This window comes from Frankia sp. CcI49 (assembly GCF_001983215.1).
GTDB lineage: Bacteria > Actinomycetota > Actinomycetes > Frankiales > Frankiaceae > Parafrankia > Parafrankia irregularis.
Map to the genome: position 1 here is coordinate 56,420 of NZ_MOWP01000006.1, position 19,121 is coordinate 75,540.

8 protein-coding genes and 1 pseudogene are annotated in these 19,121 nt (G+C 73.9%); 3 read left to right on the forward strand and 6 right to left on the reverse strand.

The genetic code is table 11. The annotated features are described in order from the left end of the window. Positions 1-116: 116 nt before the first annotated feature. The 3 genes and pseudogenes from CcI49_RS44355 to CcI49_RS04475 form a co-directional block, all read left to right on the forward strand. A pseudogene (locus CcI49_RS44355) lies at positions 117-200 on the forward strand (alpha/beta hydrolase); the annotation flags it as partial. An 82-nt stretch (positions 201-282) separates the two neighbouring features. Further along, a complete protein-coding gene (locus CcI49_RS04470; RefSeq protein ID WP_076824504.1) occupies positions 283-1,608 on the forward strand; it encodes a PucR family transcriptional regulator in 1,326 nt (441 codons plus the stop codon). A gap of 23 nt (positions 1,609-1,631) precedes the next feature. Then, the gene (locus CcI49_RS04475) at positions 1,632-2,654 is read left to right on the forward strand and encodes an SMP-30/gluconolactonase/LRE family protein (protein ID WP_131831003.1); all 1,023 of its coding nucleotides are present in this window, start codon (positions 1,632-1,634) and stop codon (positions 2,652-2,654) included. A gap of 128 nt (positions 2,655-2,782) precedes the next feature. On the opposite strand, the gene CcI49_RS04480 is transcribed toward CcI49_RS04475, so the two are convergent. The 6 genes from CcI49_RS04480 to CcI49_RS04505 form a co-directional block, all read right to left on the reverse strand. After that, entirely contained in the window at positions 2,783-3,982 is a 1,200-nt protein-coding gene (locus tag CcI49_RS04480) for an ABC transporter substrate-binding protein (RefSeq protein ID WP_076824506.1), read from the reverse strand. 282 nt (positions 3,983-4,264) lie between these two features. After that, positions 4,265-5,923 (reverse strand): MFS transporter, encoded by a 1,659-nt coding sequence (locus CcI49_RS04485; protein ID WP_241839891.1) that lies wholly within the window; start codon positions 5,921-5,923, stop codon positions 4,265-4,267. A 35-nt stretch (positions 5,924-5,958) separates the two neighbouring features. Then, positions 5,959-7,200, reverse strand: a complete 1,242-nt coding sequence (locus tag CcI49_RS04490) for an alpha/beta hydrolase family protein (RefSeq protein ID WP_241839892.1) — start codon at positions 7,198-7,200, stop codon at positions 5,959-5,961. 211 nt (positions 7,201-7,411) lie between these two features. Continuing rightward, positions 7,412-8,992 carry an acyl-CoA carboxylase subunit beta gene (locus CcI49_RS04495; RefSeq protein ID WP_347280104.1) on the reverse strand — a complete coding sequence of 527 codons (1,581 nt, stop codon included), beginning with the start codon at positions 8,990-8,992 and terminating at the stop codon, positions 7,412-7,414. Positions 8,993-9,006: 14 nt separating this feature from the next. Further along, positions 9,007-16,857, reverse strand: coding sequence for a type I polyketide synthase (locus CcI49_RS04500; RefSeq protein ID WP_076824512.1), 7,851 nt, complete (start codon positions 16,855-16,857; stop codon positions 9,007-9,009). Beyond that, the gene (locus tag CcI49_RS04505; RefSeq protein ID WP_076824514.1) at positions 16,854-18,968 is read right to left on the reverse strand and encodes a fatty acyl-AMP ligase; all 2,115 of its coding nucleotides are present in this window, start codon (positions 18,966-18,968) and stop codon (positions 16,854-16,856) included. Before CcI49_RS04505 ends, CcI49_RS04500 begins: the two co-directional genes overlap by 4 nt. Positions 18,969-19,121 lie beyond the last annotated feature (153 nt).

Genomic DNA, 19,121 nt, shown 5'->3' on the forward strand with positions numbered 1-19,121 from the left:
GAGATGATGCGGGCCCGCCAGACAATGCCTCCGTACTATGTTTGTCTGGAAAATCACGTTGCTGGCCGTGGACCGGGTGGCTCCTCGACCGGGTCCGGATCCGAGGAGACACCGTCATGGCGACGTATGTCCTGGTGCACGGGGGCGGGCGTGGCGGTTGGTGCTACCAGCCCGTCGCCCGCGGGTTACGCGGCGCCGGTCGGTTGTGGTCCTTCGACACCGGCCACGATCTGATGATCACCGAGCCGGTGGCGGTCACGAGCGCACTGGTCGAGGTCGCCGGTGACGCCGGGCAGTGATGCGGCGGCTCCGGGCGCGTCCGCGTCCGCGTGGCTCTACGAGTCGGTGGGGCGRCTGTCCGACACGGTGGTCGCCGCGTTCGGCGGCCTGCCGTGGTACACCCGGCTGTCCGCGCACAGCCGGTCCTGGGTCCGGCTCATCGCGCACCAGGAGATCGCCACGATGGCGCAGAGCCTGGTGGCGGCACGGGCGCCCTCGCTGCAGAACATCTTCTCCGGAGTGCCCGCGGAGGTGGCCCGGCAGATCTCGTTCGACCAGACTGTCGAGCTGCTCCAGGTCACCGTCGACGTCGTCCTGCGCGTGGCGAACGCGGAGGCGGACGAGGCCCTGGACCCCGCCACATCCGCGGTGCTGCGCGCCGAGCTGGAGCGGTACGGCCGCGAGGTCGCGTTCCAGGCGGCGACCGTCTACGCGAAGGCGGCCGAGCACCGGGGCCGCGCGGTGGCGGGTCGACGCGCGCTGCTGCTCGAGGCGCTCGTCGACGGGCGTGAGGACCAGATCGCGGCACGGGCCGCCGACGTGGTTCCGCTCGGGCTCCCGGTACGCATCCTCGGGATGAACCCGCCCGAGGGCGGGGCCGACCCGCTGCTCGACGAGATCGCCCGGACTGCCGGCCGTCTCGGGCTGGTCTCCTGCGCCGCGGCCCGCGGGAAGGCCGTGGTCGTGATCGCCGTCCAGGGGCCCTCCTCCGCGACGGCCGCGACCGGCGGCGGGCCCACGGTGTTCGCCGCGGACCCGGCGGCTGCCGCGGTCGCTGCCGGCACCGGCACCGGAGGCGGAAGCCGCGGTGGTGCGGGCACAACAATGGAGGGTGGCGCTCCGGTCGACCTGGTCGCCGGGCTACGCGGGCTGGTCGACGGCCTCGCCGGCCCGGGGATCGTCATCAGCGAGCCGGTCGCGTCGGTGGCCCGGGCGGGCCCCGCGACGGCGGCGGTGCTGTCCGGACTGCGGGCGCTCGCCGCCTGGCCGGGGAACCCGGCGGTGGTCAGCACCGAGGATCTGCTCGTCGAGCGGGTGCTGTGCGGGGACACCCAGGCCGCCCGGCAGCTGGTGGCGACCTGCGTGGACCCGCTCGTCAGCGCCGGCCACGGGCTGGTGGAGACGGTGGACGCGATGCTGCGCTGCGACGGCTCCCCCGAGGCCGCCGCCCGCAGCCTGCCGGTGCACGTCAACACCCTGCGCTACCGCATCACGAAGATCGTCAGCCTGACCGGGCGAGATCCTCGCCGGTACCGGGACGCCAGCGCGCTGCGGATCGCCTTCGCCCTCGCCCGCACCGGCACGACCCCGTCGATGCTTCTCCCGTAGCCCGACTCCTCCAGGAGGACGCCGTGCGGACGGCAGCCGTGCAGACCTCGACCAGACCGCCCCGGCGCCCAGCCACCGCCCGAGCGCTGGCCGTGACGGCCGCGGGCGCTGTCATGGCTGCCTTCCTGGCCGTGCCCGCGCACGCCGCGTCCTCACCTGCGTCCTCACCTGCGTCCTCGACCTCGTCCTCCACCGAGCCGGCCGGTCAGACCGGTCAGACCGGTCCGGCCTGTGCCACGTGGACGTCCCGGGTGGTGGCCAGCGGACTCGGGACCGCCGAGAACCTTGTCCCGGATGGTCAGGGCGGTCTGCTGGTGAGCACCAACGACAGCACCGGCAAACTGCTACGGCTCAGCCCCGACGGCGCCGTGACCCCGCTCGCCACCGACCTGCCCTACGCCGGCGGGCTGGCCCGCGACGGGCAGTGGGTCTACGTCGCCACCGGCGCCAGTGCGCTGTCCGGCCTGCTCGGGACCGCCGACGGGACGATCGTCCGGCTCCGCGTGGACGGCGGCGACCGCACCACTGTCGCGACCGGGCTGGTCGCACCGAACGGGCTGGCGCGCCTGCCCGACGGAGCCCTCGTGGCGACCCGGACCATCGACCTCGGGCTCGGCATCTCCTCGGCCGTCACCCACGTGAGCCCGCAGGGGGTGGTCACCCCGCGTTGGTCAGCCCTGGACGGAACCAACGGCATCGCGCTGGACCCCAGCGGCGAATGGCTGTACGTGAACCGTTCCCTCGCCGGGGAGACCTGGCGTGTCGATGTCGCGAACCCCGCCCACGCCGTCAGGGTCGCCGCACATCCGCTGCTGGCCTTCCCCGATGATCTGACCGTCGCCGCGGATGGGCTGATCACCACCCGGTATCTCGCCGGCGAGGTGGTCCGTATCGATCCGGCCACGGGGATGACGTGTGTCCTCGCGCGTGGGCTCGCGCAGGCCTCGTCCGTCCGGGCCGGGGACGGCCGCGGGTTCCGCGCCGACCGGCTGTACGTCACCAGCCATGCCGGCAACGTCTACGAGCTGGCACCGCCTGCCGGGTGAGCGCTCGGCGGCCCGGCCCGGCCGCCGGGGACGACGAGTCGACCGGAGCCGGGCCGTGCGGTCGGTCAGGCCGTGCGGTCGGGCCGGGCCAGGCGGTCGGTCGAGCAGGACGGAGCCGCGCCTGGCCGTCAGTCGGTGAGGCGCGTGCCGCACCACCGCTCGGTGCCGTCGGCGGCACGTCGGCTCTCGAAGGCGGTGCCTTTCTCGTTCACCGTGGCAAAGCGGTAGCACAGGGAAAGACTGGTCCGGTTGGTGCTGAAGTCCACTCCCCCGGGAATGAGCCCGGCGGCATCGTAGTCGGTGAGCCCGCGCAGGGTTTTCTGGAACGATGCCCGGGTCGGGCAGGGGCCGGCGAGCTGCAGGCCACGAAGCAGCATGTCGGCGGTGATGTACGAGTTCAGCACGAGGTTCTGGTCCGGGTCGGACACCTGGGGCGCGAAACGGCCCATCGCGTCTCGATAGGTCTTCAGCGCGGGATCCTTCGACTCCCACGGGATCTGGACGAAGTAGGCGGAAACCCCGGCGAACCGCTGGCCGTCGGCGAGCACACTCCGGTCGTAGGCGAGCGGGGAAAGCACCATCTTGAAACCGACCCCCGCCTCCTGGGCGGCGACCAGGAGCTCCCGCAGGCCGGCGAGCTCCATGGAGACGATCAGGCCGTCGGCACCGCTTTCCCGGATGGCCTTCACCGTCCGCGCCGCCGAGGTCGTACCCAGGCGATACGGGATGCGGGAGACCACGTCGACACCCTGCGACCGCATGCTCGCGACCATCTGGTCCCCGAGAACCTGCGCGGAGTCCGAGACCGGGTCCTCCACCACGGCAGCCCGCGTCACGCCCTGCGCCCGGGCGAAGACACCGAACGTGGTGACCGAGTCCTCGGAGGCGTAGATGTAGGTCGCCGCGAACATGTTCTCGTAGTTGCTCCAGGCCTGCTCGGCCGCGACGCCGAGCACCGGGATTTCGTTGGCCGCCAGCAGGTCCGCCGACCCCGACGCCGCCGTCGTGAACTCCGCGAGCACGAAGATGTTCTCCCGCTCGATCAGCCGCTGCGCCACGGCCAGGTTTGCCTCCTTCTGCGCGGCGTCGTCGGCCGGCACCGCCTCGATGCGGCGCCCGTGCACGCCACCCGCCTCGTTCGCCAGCGCGATCCTGGCCTCGAAACCGCTACGCGCCAGACTGAACGGGAGGGCGAGCGGGCCGGTGTCCGGGTAGACCAGACCGACGCGCACCGTGCTGCCGGAGAAACCCGGCGTCGTGCACGCCGGTACCGGCGGCGACGCGTCGCTCCTGGCCCTGCCACAGGCCGCCAGCACGAGCAGAAGCACCAGTCCCAGCGCCGCGCCGGAGGTTCCCGCGAGCCGCCGCGGCCGCCGTGCGCGCCTGCCCGGGCGACATCGGGCCGGCCGCGCCGAGGCCTCACGGCCAGGTTGTGCAGCACCGCGCCGGGAACCGGCGGATATCCGTAATTGCACTGAACGCTGTCACCCCCAGAAGTGAGCCTTTTCCATCGCCGACTCGTGCACGGCTGCCCCGACCATGCACCGTGAGATGGAGAAGCCTCATTGAGGCGAGCATAGCGATTGTGATGTGAGAAGTCTCCCACGAAATCATCGTACGTGGCGCCGTGCCCGCCCGGTCGTAACCGGGCCGGCGAATTGCGCGCGAGGAATTATAACCGCGGCTCCGGCGAGGCGGTGCGCTCCCCCGCGCCGTCGATGCCGAGGAGCTCGTCGTAAAGTAAGCAGGCTGACAACCGCTCCGGCGGCGACCAGTGCGGCCGACACCTCCAACCCGCGGGCGTAGCCGGCGACGAATGCCTCCGGGAAGGCCGCGCCATCAGCCATCAGTGCGCGTTGCCGAGAAAGCAGAATCGCACCGGTCAACGCTACCCCCAGCACGCCCGACACCTCACGGGCGGAACTGAGCACAGCTGAGGCCATGCCCTCGGTCGAGGCCGGGAGAACCTCCAGGATCCGGGACGTCATCGGCGTCGTCAGGGCCGAGCCCGCCCCGATGACGACCAGGCCCGGCAGGAGCTCGACGAAGGTGGCGTCCACCGGAATCCAGGCGATGATCAGCAGCCCGCCCGCCACCATCAGCAGCCCGCCGGCCACCGTCCAGTGCGCACCGCACCGGCGCGCCAGCAGACCGGCGGGGGGAACCATCACGATCAGGGCCAGCGCGAGCGGGACAAAGGCCAAGCCCGCCCGGGTGGGGCTGTAACCCAGCACGAGCTGCAGAAACAGGGCGGTGAAGAAGAAGACCCCGTTCACCCCGAGCCCCCACAGGACCTGGGCCACGATTCCGCCGCTGAACGCCCGCAGCCGGAACAGGTTCAGGGCCACCATGGGCTCCCTGGCGCGTCCCTCGATCACCAGGAACAGGCTGCCGGCCACCGCCGCGACAGCGAAGGACAGCAGGATGCGGGCCGACCCGAATCCCAGCGTGTTGCCTTCGACCAGCGCATACGTGAGGGCCAGCAGCGCGAGCCCGGACAGCACGACACCGGGCAGATCGAGCCGAGGCCGTCGGCCGGCGTGCTCAGGTCCCCACGGCTGACCGCGGCTCGCCCGCGCGGCCAGGAGCATGGCGAGGGCGCACACCGGCAGGTTCAGGTAGAAGATCCAGCTCCAGTGGGCGTACTGGGTGATCGTCCCACCGACGGCGGGGCCGAGGGCGAGCGCGACCGCGATGGCGGCGGTGAGGACACCGGCGCCGAGATGGCGATCCCGCTCGTCCAGGTCGGCCGCGAGGATCGCCAGCGCCGCCGGCAGCGCCAGTGCTCCCCCCGCACCCTGCGCCAGCCGCGCGAGGATCAGCGCGAGGGAGGTGTCCGCGGCGCCGGCGACACCGGAGAACACCGCGAAGACCGCCAGCCCCAGCAGGAGGACCCGCCAGCGGCCGAACAGGTCGGTGAGACGTCCGCCCAGCAGCAGCAGGCTGGAGAAGGCGAGGATGTAGCTCGTCGCCACCCATTCCAGCCCGGCCGCGGACAGCGCGAAGTCGCGCTGCATGGAGGGCAGCGCGACGTTCACGACCGTGTTGTCCAGCGCGGTGATGAACGCCGCGAGCCCGATCGGCGCGATCGCCCTGCGTCCGGGCAGGACGCCGTCCACGGCCCGCTGCCGTCGCCGCCGCCCCGCCCTCCGGCCCGGCCGGCCCGGCCGCCGAGTCTCCGGGCCACCCACCGGGCGGCCCGCAGGCGCAGCCGCGCGGTCGGCTGTGCCCTCGTCCGTCCGGATGGACGTCATTTCGATGCTTGTCACCGGTACCGAACCAACCGTCGCCCGCTGGTGCGGCGCTAGGCCGCGGGCAGGCCGAGGCCTGCGGCCAGCGTCGGCCAGGACCGGGCGAGCTGACGGTCCCAGTACCGCCAGCTGTGCGTGCCGTTGCCGTAGAAGTCCGTCACCACCGGCAGCTGTCCCGCGTTCGCCGACCGGATGAACGACTGGCCGTTGCTGTTGGTGGCCATCTCGAAGGGGTCCGAGCTGGCGCCGGCGGCATCCAACGGGCCCGGGGTTCCGTTGCCTGACGAGACGTAGAGGTTGATCCCGCGCAGCTTCGCGATCACATCGGCGGGGTTTCGCTTCGCCCAGACCCCCAGGAACAGCACCGGGTCCCCCCACATGGCCCAGGAGATCTGCCCCTCCCGCACCAGCAGGCCCTGGATCAGCCCCGAGGAGAGGAAACCGATGGTGTCAACCACACCGCTGTAGGACGCGGCGGCGCCGTACGCCCCCGGATGCAGCGCCGAGAGCGCGAACGCGGCGTAGCCGCCGATCGAGGCGCCGGCGATGGCGGCCCGGCCGGAGGCGTGGTAGCCACGCTGGAGGATCTGCGGGAGCTCGGTGGCCAGGAAGGTGTCGTAGCCCCAGCCCTTGCGCAGCACGCCGATGTTGAGCCAGTTCGTCCCGAAGCCAGCGGAGCCGTCGCTGGGCATGACCACCAGCGCCTGCTTGTCGGCGGCGAAGGAGCGGACGTTCGTGTACACCGACCAGGACTGGTAGTCCGCCTTCTCGCAGCACCCGTGGATGAGGTAGAGCGACGGCCAGGTCTGCGCCGTGCTGCTCGCCCAGCCCGCGGGCAGGATCACCCGCACCGGGGCGGCCCCGTTCAGCGCCGGCGAGACGATCATGAGGTCGACGGTGCGGTCGTCCACCCGGGACTCGTAGGCGACGTACGCGCCGTCGTCCGCCATGGCCGCCACCGAACCGATGACCGGGACGGTTCCCGCGTTCGGCACGCCCAGGGTGGCGGTCGCGGGTACCGGGCCGACGACCGGGTTGTTGCCGCCGTTCGCGCTGCGGTTGACCTGGTTCAGCGGCGCCACGGCCGTTCCCGGCACGCGTGCGGCCAGGGTCGCCGCGCTGACGCGGGTGGTGGACGTGGAGAGCGCGACCGCTTCCGACCCCGGCCCGGCCGGCCCCGTCGACCCGGCTTCGGTCAGCCCGGGCGCCAGGCCGACCGCGGCCAGCGCCAGCGCACCGGCGAGCAGCCGGGCCAGCAGGCCACGGCGGGCCCCGCCCGACGGACGCCTCAGCACGCCACGCCTGGGCGCACCGGCTCCGCCCCGGTGGCGTCGCTGCGATCCGGGGCCGTCCGAGGACGTCCTCAGCGACGTTAATCGCCGCCGGCGGCGGTCGTGGGGCGGGTCCGTCGGGCGGCTGCCGTCGCTGTGCTCTGTCGGGCCGGTCCCGGTCGTCTCGGGACCCGCCCCCGGTGTCGTGTCCATCTCGTTGCTCTCCAAGATCCCGTTACAGGGGCATGTTGTTGTGTCTGCCGAGGTGCTGGACGGGGCGTTTGCCCCGCAGGGACAGCAGCCCCGCGCGGATCCGTGCCCGGGTCTCATGGGGCTGGATGACGGCGTCGATGAACCCGCGCTCGGCAGCCGCGTAAGGTGACAGCGCGGTGCGTTCGTAGTCGGCGGTCAGCCGCGCACGCAGCTGCTCCGCCTCCGGTCCGGTCCCGGCGGCCCGCAGCTCCCTGCGGTGCAGGACCTCCACCGCACCGGTGGCGCCCATCACCGCGATCTCGGCGGTAGGCCAGGCCAGGTTGATGTCCGCGCCGATGTGCTTGGAGCCCATCACCGCGTAGCCGCCGCCGTAGGCCTTGCGCAGCACGACGGTGACCATCGGTACGGTCGCCTCACCGTAGGCGAACAGGAGCTTGGCGCCGCGGCGGATGATGCCGCGCCGCTCCTGGTCGAGCCCGGGCAGGTAACCGGGTACGTCGACGAACGTCAGGATCGGAATGTTGAACGCGTCGCAGAAACGGACGAAACGGGCGGCCTTCTCGGAGGCGTCGATGTCGAGGACACCCGCGCTCACCGCCGACTGGTTCGCGACCACCCCGACCGACTCTCCGTCGACCCGGCCGAGCCCGCACACGATGTTCCCGGCGAACAGCTCCTGGAACTCCAGCAGGTCACCGTCGTCCAGCACGGCGTCGAGCACCTTGCGGACGTCCAGGAGCCCACCGGCGGAGTCGGGGACAAGCCGGTCGAGGGCACGGTCCGCGGCGGTCAGGTCGTCCCGGCTCGAGCCGCCGGAACGGCCGGGGCGGGGGTAGGAGGGCGGCGTGCTCAGCGCGTTGTCCGGCAGGAAGCCCAGCAGGCACTGCACCCAGTCGAGGGCGTCGGCCTCGTCGGTCGCCACGTAGTGCGCCGTCCCGGCGGCGGCGTTGTGGCGCGCCCCGCCGAGCTCCTCGAGGGTGACGTCCTCCCCGGTCACCGAACGCACGACGTCCGGCCCCGTGACGAACATGTGGGACGTCTCGTCCACCATCACCGTCACGTCGGTGAGGGCGGGTGAGTACGCCGCCCCGCCCGCGCACGAACCCATGATCATCGAGATCTGCGGGATGACCCCGGAGGCCTGGATGTTGAGCCGGCCGTACTCCGCGTACCGCGCCAGCGCCGTGACACCCTCCTGGATGCGCGCCCCGCCGGAGTCGTTGATGCCGATGATCGGGCAGCCGACCCGCATCGCCAGCTCCATCACCTTGATGATCTTCCCGCCGAACGCCTCGCCCAGRCTGCCGCCGAAGACACTGACGTCCTGGGAGAACACGCACACCGGCCGGCCACCGATCTGGCCGTGGCCGCAGATCAGCCCGTCGCCGTACGGGCGGGCGGCCTCCGCGCCGCCACCGCCACCGCTGCCGTCAGCCCGGCTGCGGACGAGGGTGTCGAGCTCGGTGAAGGTGCCCGGATCGCACAGGGCCTCGATGCGCTCCCGTGCGCTCATCCGGCCCTCGGCCCGCCGCCGGGCGAGGGTGCGGGGCGACCCGCCGGCGGCGGCGAGCGCCAGCCGGCGGTCGAGCTCCTTGCCGCTCACGGCCGTCGCCCGGGTCACCGGGTGCCCCGCTGCACCGGCACGGACGCCGAACCGGACGCCCCGCCAGGCCCTCGTGGATCAGCCCCGTCCGCCCCGTCCGGCGCCGGAGCCGGAGCCGGAGCCGGAGTTGCGGTTGCGGTTGGGGCGAGCAGCCGCGACAGGTGCCGGGCGATCACGTCGACGTTCGGGCGGTCGATCAGTGAGGTGTGGTCACCGGGAACCGTGACGATCTCCAGGTTCGGCACCGTCGCCGCCCAGCCCAGGTCGGCGTCGTCACGCAGGTAGCGGGGGTCGAGCGCGACCGTCACCTGGTGGGGCGAGGCCGCTCGGTAGAGCACCGTGCGTCCGTCGTAGCGGCGCGGCTGGTAGTTCTCGGCGATCCGCGCATCGAGGTACGAGGTCCGCTGGTGGTGCAGCACACCGGGGGTCATGGCGATGTCGGAGGCGGCGAGGATCTCGAAGATCCGTTCGACCTGCTCGGCGTCGTCGGCACCGGCCAGCTCGTCGTAGGGCAGGTCGAGGTCCACGCCGTAGACCTCGCGCAGGTAGTCGACGAACCGCCCGAAGCGGGTCAGGAGCTGATCCGTGGCGGACAGCCCGGCCGGCGCCGGCAACGGCAGAATCGTGTCGATCATCAGGACGACCTCGACCTCGCCGCCCGCCGCGACGATCTGGTGCGCGACCTCCTGCGCGAGCAGGCCACCGAAGGACCACCCACCCAGCCGGTACGGCCCCGCGGGAGCGATCTTTCGGATCATGGAATGGTAGGCGGCGGCCTTGCGCTCCACCTGCCCGATGTCGTCGAGCCGCTCCAGGCCGAACACCGGCACCCGCGGATCCAGCAGCCGCACGAGCGGCTCGTACACGGCGGTCGGACCGCCCGCCGGATGGAACAGGAACAGCGGCGGCTGCGAACCGGCACCGCGCAGCACGCGCACGCCCGCCCCCGCGTTGCCCATCAGACGGTCCCGGATCACCTCGGCGAGCGCTTCGATCGTGCGCGCCCCCGCAAGCTCCGCGCGCTCCCGCGCGTCGGCATGGGTGGCCCCGTCGCCGAGACGTTCGGCGACCAGCCCGAGGAAGCGTTCGGTCTCGACCGGGCCGAGAACCGTGGCCAGATCGTCGGTCACCCCGATCGGCTCCGTCGTGACCGTCGCCGCGAGCAGCGCCACCAGCCACCGCTCCGCCGGCTCCCGGGCAGCCATCGGCATTCCCCGGCCCTCGACCTCCCCGGTGACCGCGGCGGTCCGCGCCGGCACGGCCCCCACCGCCGGCACGGTCCCCGCCGAACCGGGCCGCGCCTGCGTGGATCCTGTCGGCGACGTCCCATCGGGCGCGGAGTCCGACGCGAGGCCGAGGGCCTCCACCAGGTGCGCCTGGAGCTCACCGAGGCTGGCGCCGCGCAGCAGCAGACGGACCGGAAGCGGCAGGCCGAAGTCGTGCTCGACGGCGTTGCGTGCCCGCATCGCCATCAGCGAGTCGAACCCGAGCTCCGTCAGCGGGACGTCGGCATCCACCTGCCGCGGTTCCAGACCCATGATCCCCGCGACGCGGCCGCGCAGCCGCTCCGCGATCACGGCTCGGGCCCGCGCCGGCGGCAGGTCCGCCAGCGCTGTGACGCCGGGCCAGGAGTCGTCCTGCGCACCCGGATCGGCGCCGAGCACGTCGGCGAAGAAGGCGAGATCAGCGAGGCCGGGCAGCAACGCCAGTGCACGGGCCGGCGAGAGCCGCACCACCCCGGTGTGGGCCCGGCCGGTGGCGACCACCGTCTCCAGGGCCTCCATCGCCGTCGTCGGCACCAGCGGTTCGAGCAGCGCGTTCGTGACCCCGGCGGCGCCCCCGACCTGGGCCCAGGCACCCCAGCCGATGCTCGTCGCCGGCAGGCCGCTCCGGCGGCGCAGTGCGACCAGCGCGTCGAGCCAGGCGTTCGCCGTCGCGTACGAGGCCTGCCCGGGCGAGCCGAGCAGCGCCGCCGCCGAGGAGTAGACCAGCCACCAGTCCAGTTCCGTACCGGTCTGCGCGGCCAGCCGCGCGGTGGCCACGTGCAGGTTCCAGCCGCCGACGACCTTCGGACGCCAGACGGCGGCCAGCGCGGCCGGATCCAGGTCCAGGACCGACTGGTCCGCCAGGGCTCCCGCCGCGTGCGCGACGCCCCGCAGCATCAGATCACCGGCCGTGGCCTCGGTCAGCAGCCGCGCCGCGGTCTCCGGCAGCGCGATGTCACCGGTGACGATGACGATGTCGCACCCACCGCCGGTGATCTCCCCGGACGTGCCGGAGGTGCCGGACGCGGCGGCGTCGGCGGGTTCGGCGAGTTCGTCGGATGCGGTGGCGGGCTGCGGAACGGGCCTGGTGGCGTTCGCGACCCGGGCCAGCCCGAGGCCCGGGATCATCCGCCATCCGGGCGGTGCCGCGTCGGCCTGATCCTGTTCCCGGGGCAGAGTCCGCCCGTTCAGAACGACCCTGGAGGCCCCGCCGTCCACCAGCCGACGGGCCAGCAGCAGGCCCAGCCCGCCGAGCCCACCCGTGACGATGTAGGAACCCGACCGCACCAGCGGCACCGCGGCCGCCTCCACCGGCGCAGCCGGGGAAGCGGAGCCGTCTGGCTCCTCGGCGACGCGGGTCAGCCGGGCGGCGAACCGGTGCCCGTCACGCCAGGCCACCTCGTCGTCGGCCGCGTCGGAGGTGATCTCCGCCGCGACCGGCGCGAGCGCCGCGGCCTCGTCGTCCTCCCCGGTGCCGGCGAGCTCCCCGGTGCCGGCGGCGAGATCGAGGTCGAGCAGCGTCGTCCGCAGGAACGGATGCTCCAGCGCCAGGACACGGACCAGGCCACGCAGTGCCGCCTGGGAGGGCACGGGCAGGTCCCCGTCGGCGACCGCGGCCGCCCCACGGGTGACGATCCACAGCCGGGGCGGATGCTGGGTGCCGTGGCGGACCAGCGTCCTCGCCAACGCGGCCACGGCCGCGGTCAGGTCGGCGCCGGCCATCGGGTCCGTTCCGGCGGGAAGGCCCACCGGCGCGGGTTCCGGGCGCCCCCCGAGTGAGGCCTCGTCATCGCCGGAGGCCGGCGCGACGACCAGCACGACCCCCCGCACCTGCCCGGAGCCGACCAGGGTGGCGATGCGTCCCTCATCGGTCGTGCTGAGCGCGACAACCCCGCCTGGTGAGCCGCTGCGCCGGTCGAGGAGCGCGGCCACCGCGTCCCGGTCCACGGAGTCGTCGGTGCCTGGCCTGGGCGCGGAGAGAACCAGCAGACGCGGCTGGGAAGCGGTCGCCGACGGCCGGTCCGGCCGGTCCGGCTGAGCGGACGGGACGGACTGACCCGGCTGCGCGGGCTTGCCCTGCACCGGCAGCGGCGGAAGCGGAGCCTGCGTCCAGCGTGCCTCGTAGAGCAGCGCGGACACCGGGACCGGAACGGCGCTCGCCTCCACCGGGCGCAGGACCACGTCCCGGGCGACGAGCAACGGCGTTCCATCGTCCGCCGACAGCCGTACCTGGCCGATCAGGCCGTCCTCGTCGCCGCCGCCCGCGGCGGCCGGGGTGAGCAGCGCCGTGGCGTGCCCGCTCGTGATCGGCCGGCCCTGCGGCCCGCCTGAGCGCGGGTCGAGCAGGGTCAGCTCGCCGATACGCACCGGCAGGTGCAGCGGCACGCCACCGGCGGTGGCCTCGGGCCACAGGCCGACGGCGGCGACGCCCAGGGTCTGCAGGCAGAGGTCGCCCAGCGCCGGGTGGATCCGGTAGTGCGCATGAGGCTGCGCGGGCGCCGGCAGGCTCACCCGCGCCGACGCCGACGCCGACACCGGTGCTCCGGCCGACGGGCCCACCGGGGCCGGCGGGGCCGTGCCTTCTCCTGGGGAGGTCGCCGGGCCGGACGTCACGCGTGCGTCTGTGACGCCGACGAACGCGGGGCCGTACCGGTGGCCGGCCGCCTGCAGCGCCCCGTAGAGGTCGACGGACCTGCCGGTGCCCGCCTCGTCGACGTCCTCGCAGCGGCCGGCGCCGCCAGCGCTGCCGGCTAGGCCCGTGCTGGCGGTGTGCTCCGCGACCTGGTCCGGGGCACGTTCCGCTGGTTCCACCCGGATCCGGGCGGTGGCGTGCCGCACCCAGCGACCGCCGCCCGCCGTCCGCCGGGAGAAGATCTCGATCGTTCCCGAGGCGGCGCCGGGGCCGTCCTCCATCACGGACGTGGTGACGTCGGTGTGCGGGCCCAGGGGCAGCAGTTCGAGCAGTTCGAGGTCGGTGACGACCGGCCGGCCGCGCCCGAGCACCGCCGCGGCCGACAGGGCCATCTCCGCGAAGGCCGCACCCGGCAGCACGGCCACCCCGTGGACCGTGTGGTCCGCGAGCCACGGCAGCGCCTCCGTCCCGATGTCGGCCCGCCACACGTGCCGGCCCGACTCGGGGATCTCGATGTGCGCCCCCAGCAACGGGTGTCCCGGCGCGGTCCGGGAGGGCACCGGGACCGGTGCGGCCCAGTGCCGACGGTGCCGCCACGGCGCGGCCGGGACATCCACCAGCCTCGGCGCCACCGTCCCAGCCGACACCGTCCCAGCCGACACCGAGCCAGTCGGCGCGGCATCTGTTGCCGGGCTGAGCAGGGCAGTCAGCGCGTCGCCGTCGCCGCCGAGCGCGAGCGCGGCCAGGTTCACCCGGAACTCGACCGTGTCGTCACGGTCACGCCGCAGGCTCGAGGCGACATGGACACCGTCGCGGGCCGTCTCGCGCAGGGCGCGCCCGGCGATCGGGTGCGGGGAGACCTCCAGGAAGCGAACCGCCCCGTCCTCGAGGGCCGCCTGCACCGCGTGGACCGCCCGGACCGGGCGCCGGGCGTTGGCCGCCCAGTAGTCGGCATCGCCCGGCGGCACCTCGCGCGGATCGTCCAGCACCGACCCGTACCAGGGGACGGCGGTCGGCGTGCCGCGGACCCACGCGAGCCGTGACCGCAGCTCGTCGAGGATGGGATCCACGGCCGGCGAGTGCCCGGCACCGCTCACCTTCATCGGCAGCGCCGTCCGCCCCCGCGCCTCGACCGCCGCGACCAGCCGGGTCACCTGGTCGGCGTCGCCGGCGACCGTGCACTGGCGCGGCGAGGAGTGCATCGCGATGTGGACGCCGGGCAGGTCGGCCGCCAGCTGCCCGAACTCGGCCTCGGTGAGCTCGACGACCGCCATGGCGCCGGCGCCGGCCGCCGCCACCGAGCCCAGCAGCCGGGCCCGGGTCGCGATGACCTCCAGGCCGCTTTCGACGTCCAGTGCGCCGGCGACGACCGAGGCCGCGACCTCGCCCATGGAGAAGCCGATGACCGCGGCCGGCCGCAGACCCGCCGAACGCCACAGCTGGGCGAGCGCCAGCTGCACCCCGAACAGGATGATCTGCCCGGACTCGACGCCGTCGACCGCGTCGCCGCGTTCGAGCAGGCCGCGCAGGGACAGGCCGGTCCGCGCCACGAACGGCTTGTCGAGGTCCTCGACGGCCGCGGCGAAGGCCGGTTCGTCGGTCAGCAGTCGCCGGCCCATGCCCGCCCACTGCGAGCCGTAGCCGCTGAAGACCCAGACCGACCCCGTGGACAGGTCCGGCCGCGCGGGCAGATCTGGTCTGGTGGGCAGAGCCGGTTGAGTGGGCAGAGCCGGTTGAGTGGGCAGAGCCGGTTGAGTGGGCAGAGCCGGCCCGGTGGGGTGGTGGCCGCGGGCCGGCCGCGTGAGCCTGGTCGTGCCGGGGGCGTCGGATTCGGCGGCGACCGCCCGCAGCCGGGCGGCCAGTTCGTCGCCGTCCCGGCCGGCGACGGCCGCGCGGGCGGGAGCCGCCACGTCGAAGCGCCGTGCCAGCGTGAACGCGACGTCGTCCAGGTCGCTGGCCTGTCCATCCGCCGTGGTGAGCCAGTCGGCCAGGGCCGCCGCGGTGCCGGCGAGCCGGTCGGCGGACGCCGCTGACAGCGCCAACGTCCACGGGCCGCGGCGGGCTCCGCCGCCCGCGCGCCGCTCGGCACCCCGCTCGAGACGGAGATCAGAACGGAGATCGGAACGGAGATCGGCGCCGCTGTCGGATCCGCCGCGGGTGCCGCCGTCACGGTCGCCGTGCTCTTCGAGGATCACGTGCGCGTTCGTGCCGCTGAAGCCGAACGCGGACACACCGGCGCGGGCCCGGCCGCCGTAACGCGGCCAGGGCACCGGCTCGGTCACCACCCGCAGCGCGGACGCCTCGAACGGAATGCGCGGGTTCGGCGCCGCGAAGTGGACGGAGGGCGGGATCACCCCACGGTCGAGCGCCAGCGCGACCTTGATGACCCCGGCGATGCCCGCGGTGGCCTCGAGATGCCCGAGATTCGTCTTGACCGAACCGAGCAGCAGCGGCTCGCGCGGGTCACGGCCCGCACCCGCGCCGAGGACGGCCCGCAGCGCCGTCGCCTCGATCGGGTCGCCCAGCGGCGTGCCGGTCCCGTGCGCCTCGACATAGTCGACCGAGGTCGGCACGATGCCGGTCGGCCCGTAGGCCGCCCGCAGCAGCGCCTCCTGTGCGGCCGGGTTCGGCGCGGTCAGACCGTTCGAACGGCCGTCGGCGTTGACCGCGCTGCCACGCACCACCGCCAGCACCCGGTCACCGTCACGCTCGGCGTCACCCAGCCGCTTGAGCACGACGACTCCGCAGCCCTCGCCGCGCACGATCCCGTCGGCCGCCGCCGCGAAGGCCTTGCACCGCCCGTCGGCGGACAGCGCGCCGCCCGCGCCGAACGCGACGCTCACCGCCGGGGACAGCAGCAGGCTCACCCCTGCGACGAGCGCGAGCGACGACTCGCCGGAGAGCAGGCTGGTGCGAGCCGCGTGCAGGGCCACCAGGGAGGACGAGCAGGCGGTGTCGATCGTCAGGCTCGGTCCCCACAGGTCCAGCAGGTAGGACAGCCGGCCCGCGATGATCGACGTCGCCGCGCCGGTCGAGGTCCAGCCCTCGACCCGCTGGGGGTCGGCGAAGGTCAGATGGGCGTACTCCGAGCTGGAGACACCGACGAAGACCCCGGTGGTGCTGCCCCGCAGCGAGGACGGCGGCAGCCCGGCATGCTGCAGTGCCTCCCAGGAGATCTCCAGCAGCAGGCGTTGCCGCGGGTCCATCAGCGCCGCCTCCGCGGGACTGATACCGAAGAACTCGGCGTCGAAGCCCGCCACGTCGCCGATGAACCCGCCGCGGCGCACCGCCTGGCTGACGTCCGCGTCGGCGTCAGCGCCGGCGACGGCGTCAGCGCCGGTCTGCACGGCGGCGCCTGCGGCAAGGCCTGGAGTGCCGAGCACGCCGCTGTCGGCCTCGTCCCAGCGCCCCGGCGGCACCGTCGAGACGGCGTCGGTGCCCTGGGCCAGCAGCTCCCACAGCTCGCCCGGCCGCGTCACCCCGTCGGGATGCCGCGGACCGCCCGGGAACCGGAACCCGACCCCGATGATGGCCAGCGCGTCACCCTCGACCGGATCATCGGGATCCGCGGCACCCGCGGAATCGCGGGAGCCGAGGTCGGCGCCGGCCGTGTCCGGGTGCGCCCGGTCCGGGTCCACCAGGTCGGAGTCCGCGTTCACCGGGTCGGAGTCAGCCGCGGTGCCGGCTCCCGAGGCGGGGGCGGCCAGCCGTCGTGCCAGCGCGGCGAGCGTCGGATGCTGCCAGAGCAGCGTCGGCTCGAGCGCGGTGTCGAGCAGATCCTCCAGGTCGCTGGTCATCGCGACCGCGTCCCGTGACGACAGCCCGAGGTCCACCAGCGGCTGGTCGATGTCGATCTCGGCCGGATCGAGCCCGAGGCTCGCGGCGACCTGGTCGGAAAGCCAGCGAAGCAGGTCGGCTTCACTCAGGGAGGTGGCGGGGCTCGTGCCGACCCCGGGCGCGTCGGTCACCGGGACGCACCGGTGACGGCGAACGCGCCGGCCAGGTAGCGCTCCCGGCAGGCGTGCCGGGCTATCTTGCCGCTGCTCGTGAGCGGGATCGTGCCCGGGCGGGTCAGCACGACCTCGCGTACCGCCACCCCGTGGCTCACCGCGACCGCGCCGCGGATCACCCCGGCCATTCTGGTCACCTCGGCCGGCTGGCCGGCGGCCTCCGCGGTGATCTCCGCGGCCACCACGACGGCCTCGCCGTGGTCGGTGCTGACGGTGAACGCGGCCGAGCGGTTGGGCCGCACCGCCTCGTGGGCGGCTTCCACCGTCGCCTCGATGTCCTGCGGGTAGTGGTTGCGCCCGTCGATGACGATCAGGTCCTTCAACCGACCGGTGACGTACAGGGCACCCTCGTGGACCATCCCGAGATCGCCGGTGCGTAACCAGCCGTCGTCCTGCCAGCCATCGGGCGACCAGCCTGTCGGCAGCGCCGCCGTGCGCTCGCCGGCCGGCGCCGCGAGCCGCTGCCCGAAGGTCGCCTCGGTGCGGGCCGGCTGGTTGAAGTAGCCCCGGGCGACGTTCGGCCCGCGGACCCAGATCTCGCCAACGACATCGGGTGGGCAGAGCCGTCCCGCCTGCGGATCGACCACGGCGACCCGTTGCCCGGCCGGCACGCCGCAGGACAGCAGCGGGATGAGCCGCCGCTGCGGGGCGCCCTGTCCCGGGCCTTGTTCCGGGCTTCTTTCCGGGTCCTGCCCCGGCTCCCGGCCTGGGCCGGGCCGCGGCGCCTGCTGCTGCCGCGGCCCCTGCTGCTGGGGGATGCCCGGCTGCGCCGGCCGCTCGGACTCGTCGACCGGCAGCGCGCGCCCGGCGGCGAGCACCTCCGCGTCGAACCACACCGGTCGCTGCGGACGCCCGCTGACACCCCCGCACACGTAGACGGTCGCCTCGGCGAGGCCGTACGAGGGGCACAGCGCCTCCGGCCGCAGCCCCAGCGGGCCGAAGGTCGCCAGGAAGCGTTCGAGCGTGGCGGGCCGGACCGGCTCCGACCCGTTGCCCAGGACCCAGACGTCGTCCAGCCGCAGCCCTTCCCGCTCCTTCGGGCGGACCCGGTCGACCGCGAAGTCGAACGCGAAGTTCGGCGCCATGGCCACCGCGCCGCGGTTCTCGGCGAGATGACGCAGCCACCGGCCTGGGCGCTGCAGGAAGGCCACCGGGTCCAGCAGGACCGACCGGACACCGCCGGCCACGGTCCCGCCGACGACCAGCACGAGGCCCATGTCGTGGAACAGCGGCAGCCAGCTCACCACCGTGTTCCGGGCCGGATGGCAGCGGTAGCCGGCCATCGCCTGCGCGGTGTTCGCGACGATGTTGCCGTGGGTGACGAGCACGCCGGACGGGGTCCGTGTCGAACCGGAGGTGTACTGGATGTAGGCGACGTCGTCCAGGCCGGGCCGCGGGCCTGCCGGCGCCCAGCCGGGCGGCACCGGCAGCACCGGCGAAGCGGCCGGCTCGGCGGGCGCGGCAGCCGCGGCGGGCTCGCCGGTTCCGGCGGAGGGGGCACCTGGGCCGTCGATGACGCAGATCGCCACCGCCTGCGCGCGGGTCTCGAGATAGGCGCGAACGGACGGCAGGACGGACGTCGTCGTGGCCACGCAGTTGGGTACGCAGTCGTCGAAGACGGCGGTCAGCCGGTCGCTGTGGCCGATCAGGTCCGGCGGGAACAGCGGCACGGCGACGACCCCGGCCCGCAGCGCGCCGAGGAAGGCGATGACGTAGCCGAGCCCCTGCGGGGAGAGGATCACCATCCGGCCGCCGGCCGGCACCGCCTGGGCTATCTGCCAGGCGGCGGCGCTCACCGCGGCGTCGAGCTGCCCGAAGGTGGTGGACGTCTCCACTCCCGACCGGTCGGTGCCGTAGTCCACGAAGCTCATCGCGATGTCGTCGGGGCGAGCCGCCGCCTGCTCCGACAGATGCTCGTCCAGGGTCCGCGCGCAGATCAGCGCCCCGGCTGCGTCCAGCGTGCCTTCGTCGCCGGGCGCCGTGGCTGGACCGGGCCGTCTTTCGGAGACTGCGGACGACGGCTGGGCCCGCCCCGCGGAGGATAAAGAGCTGTCAGGTTTCGACCCCATACTGTGCCCCATTTTCTCCAGCACGGAATCGTGTGGCACGCAAATTCAGTGGACCGAATTCACGCCGTTATCCACACAGTCCGGACATTCTTCGGCGATACTCCCACCCGACAACCGCAGCCGCACCTTCACGAGCAACTGCCACGGCAGGGC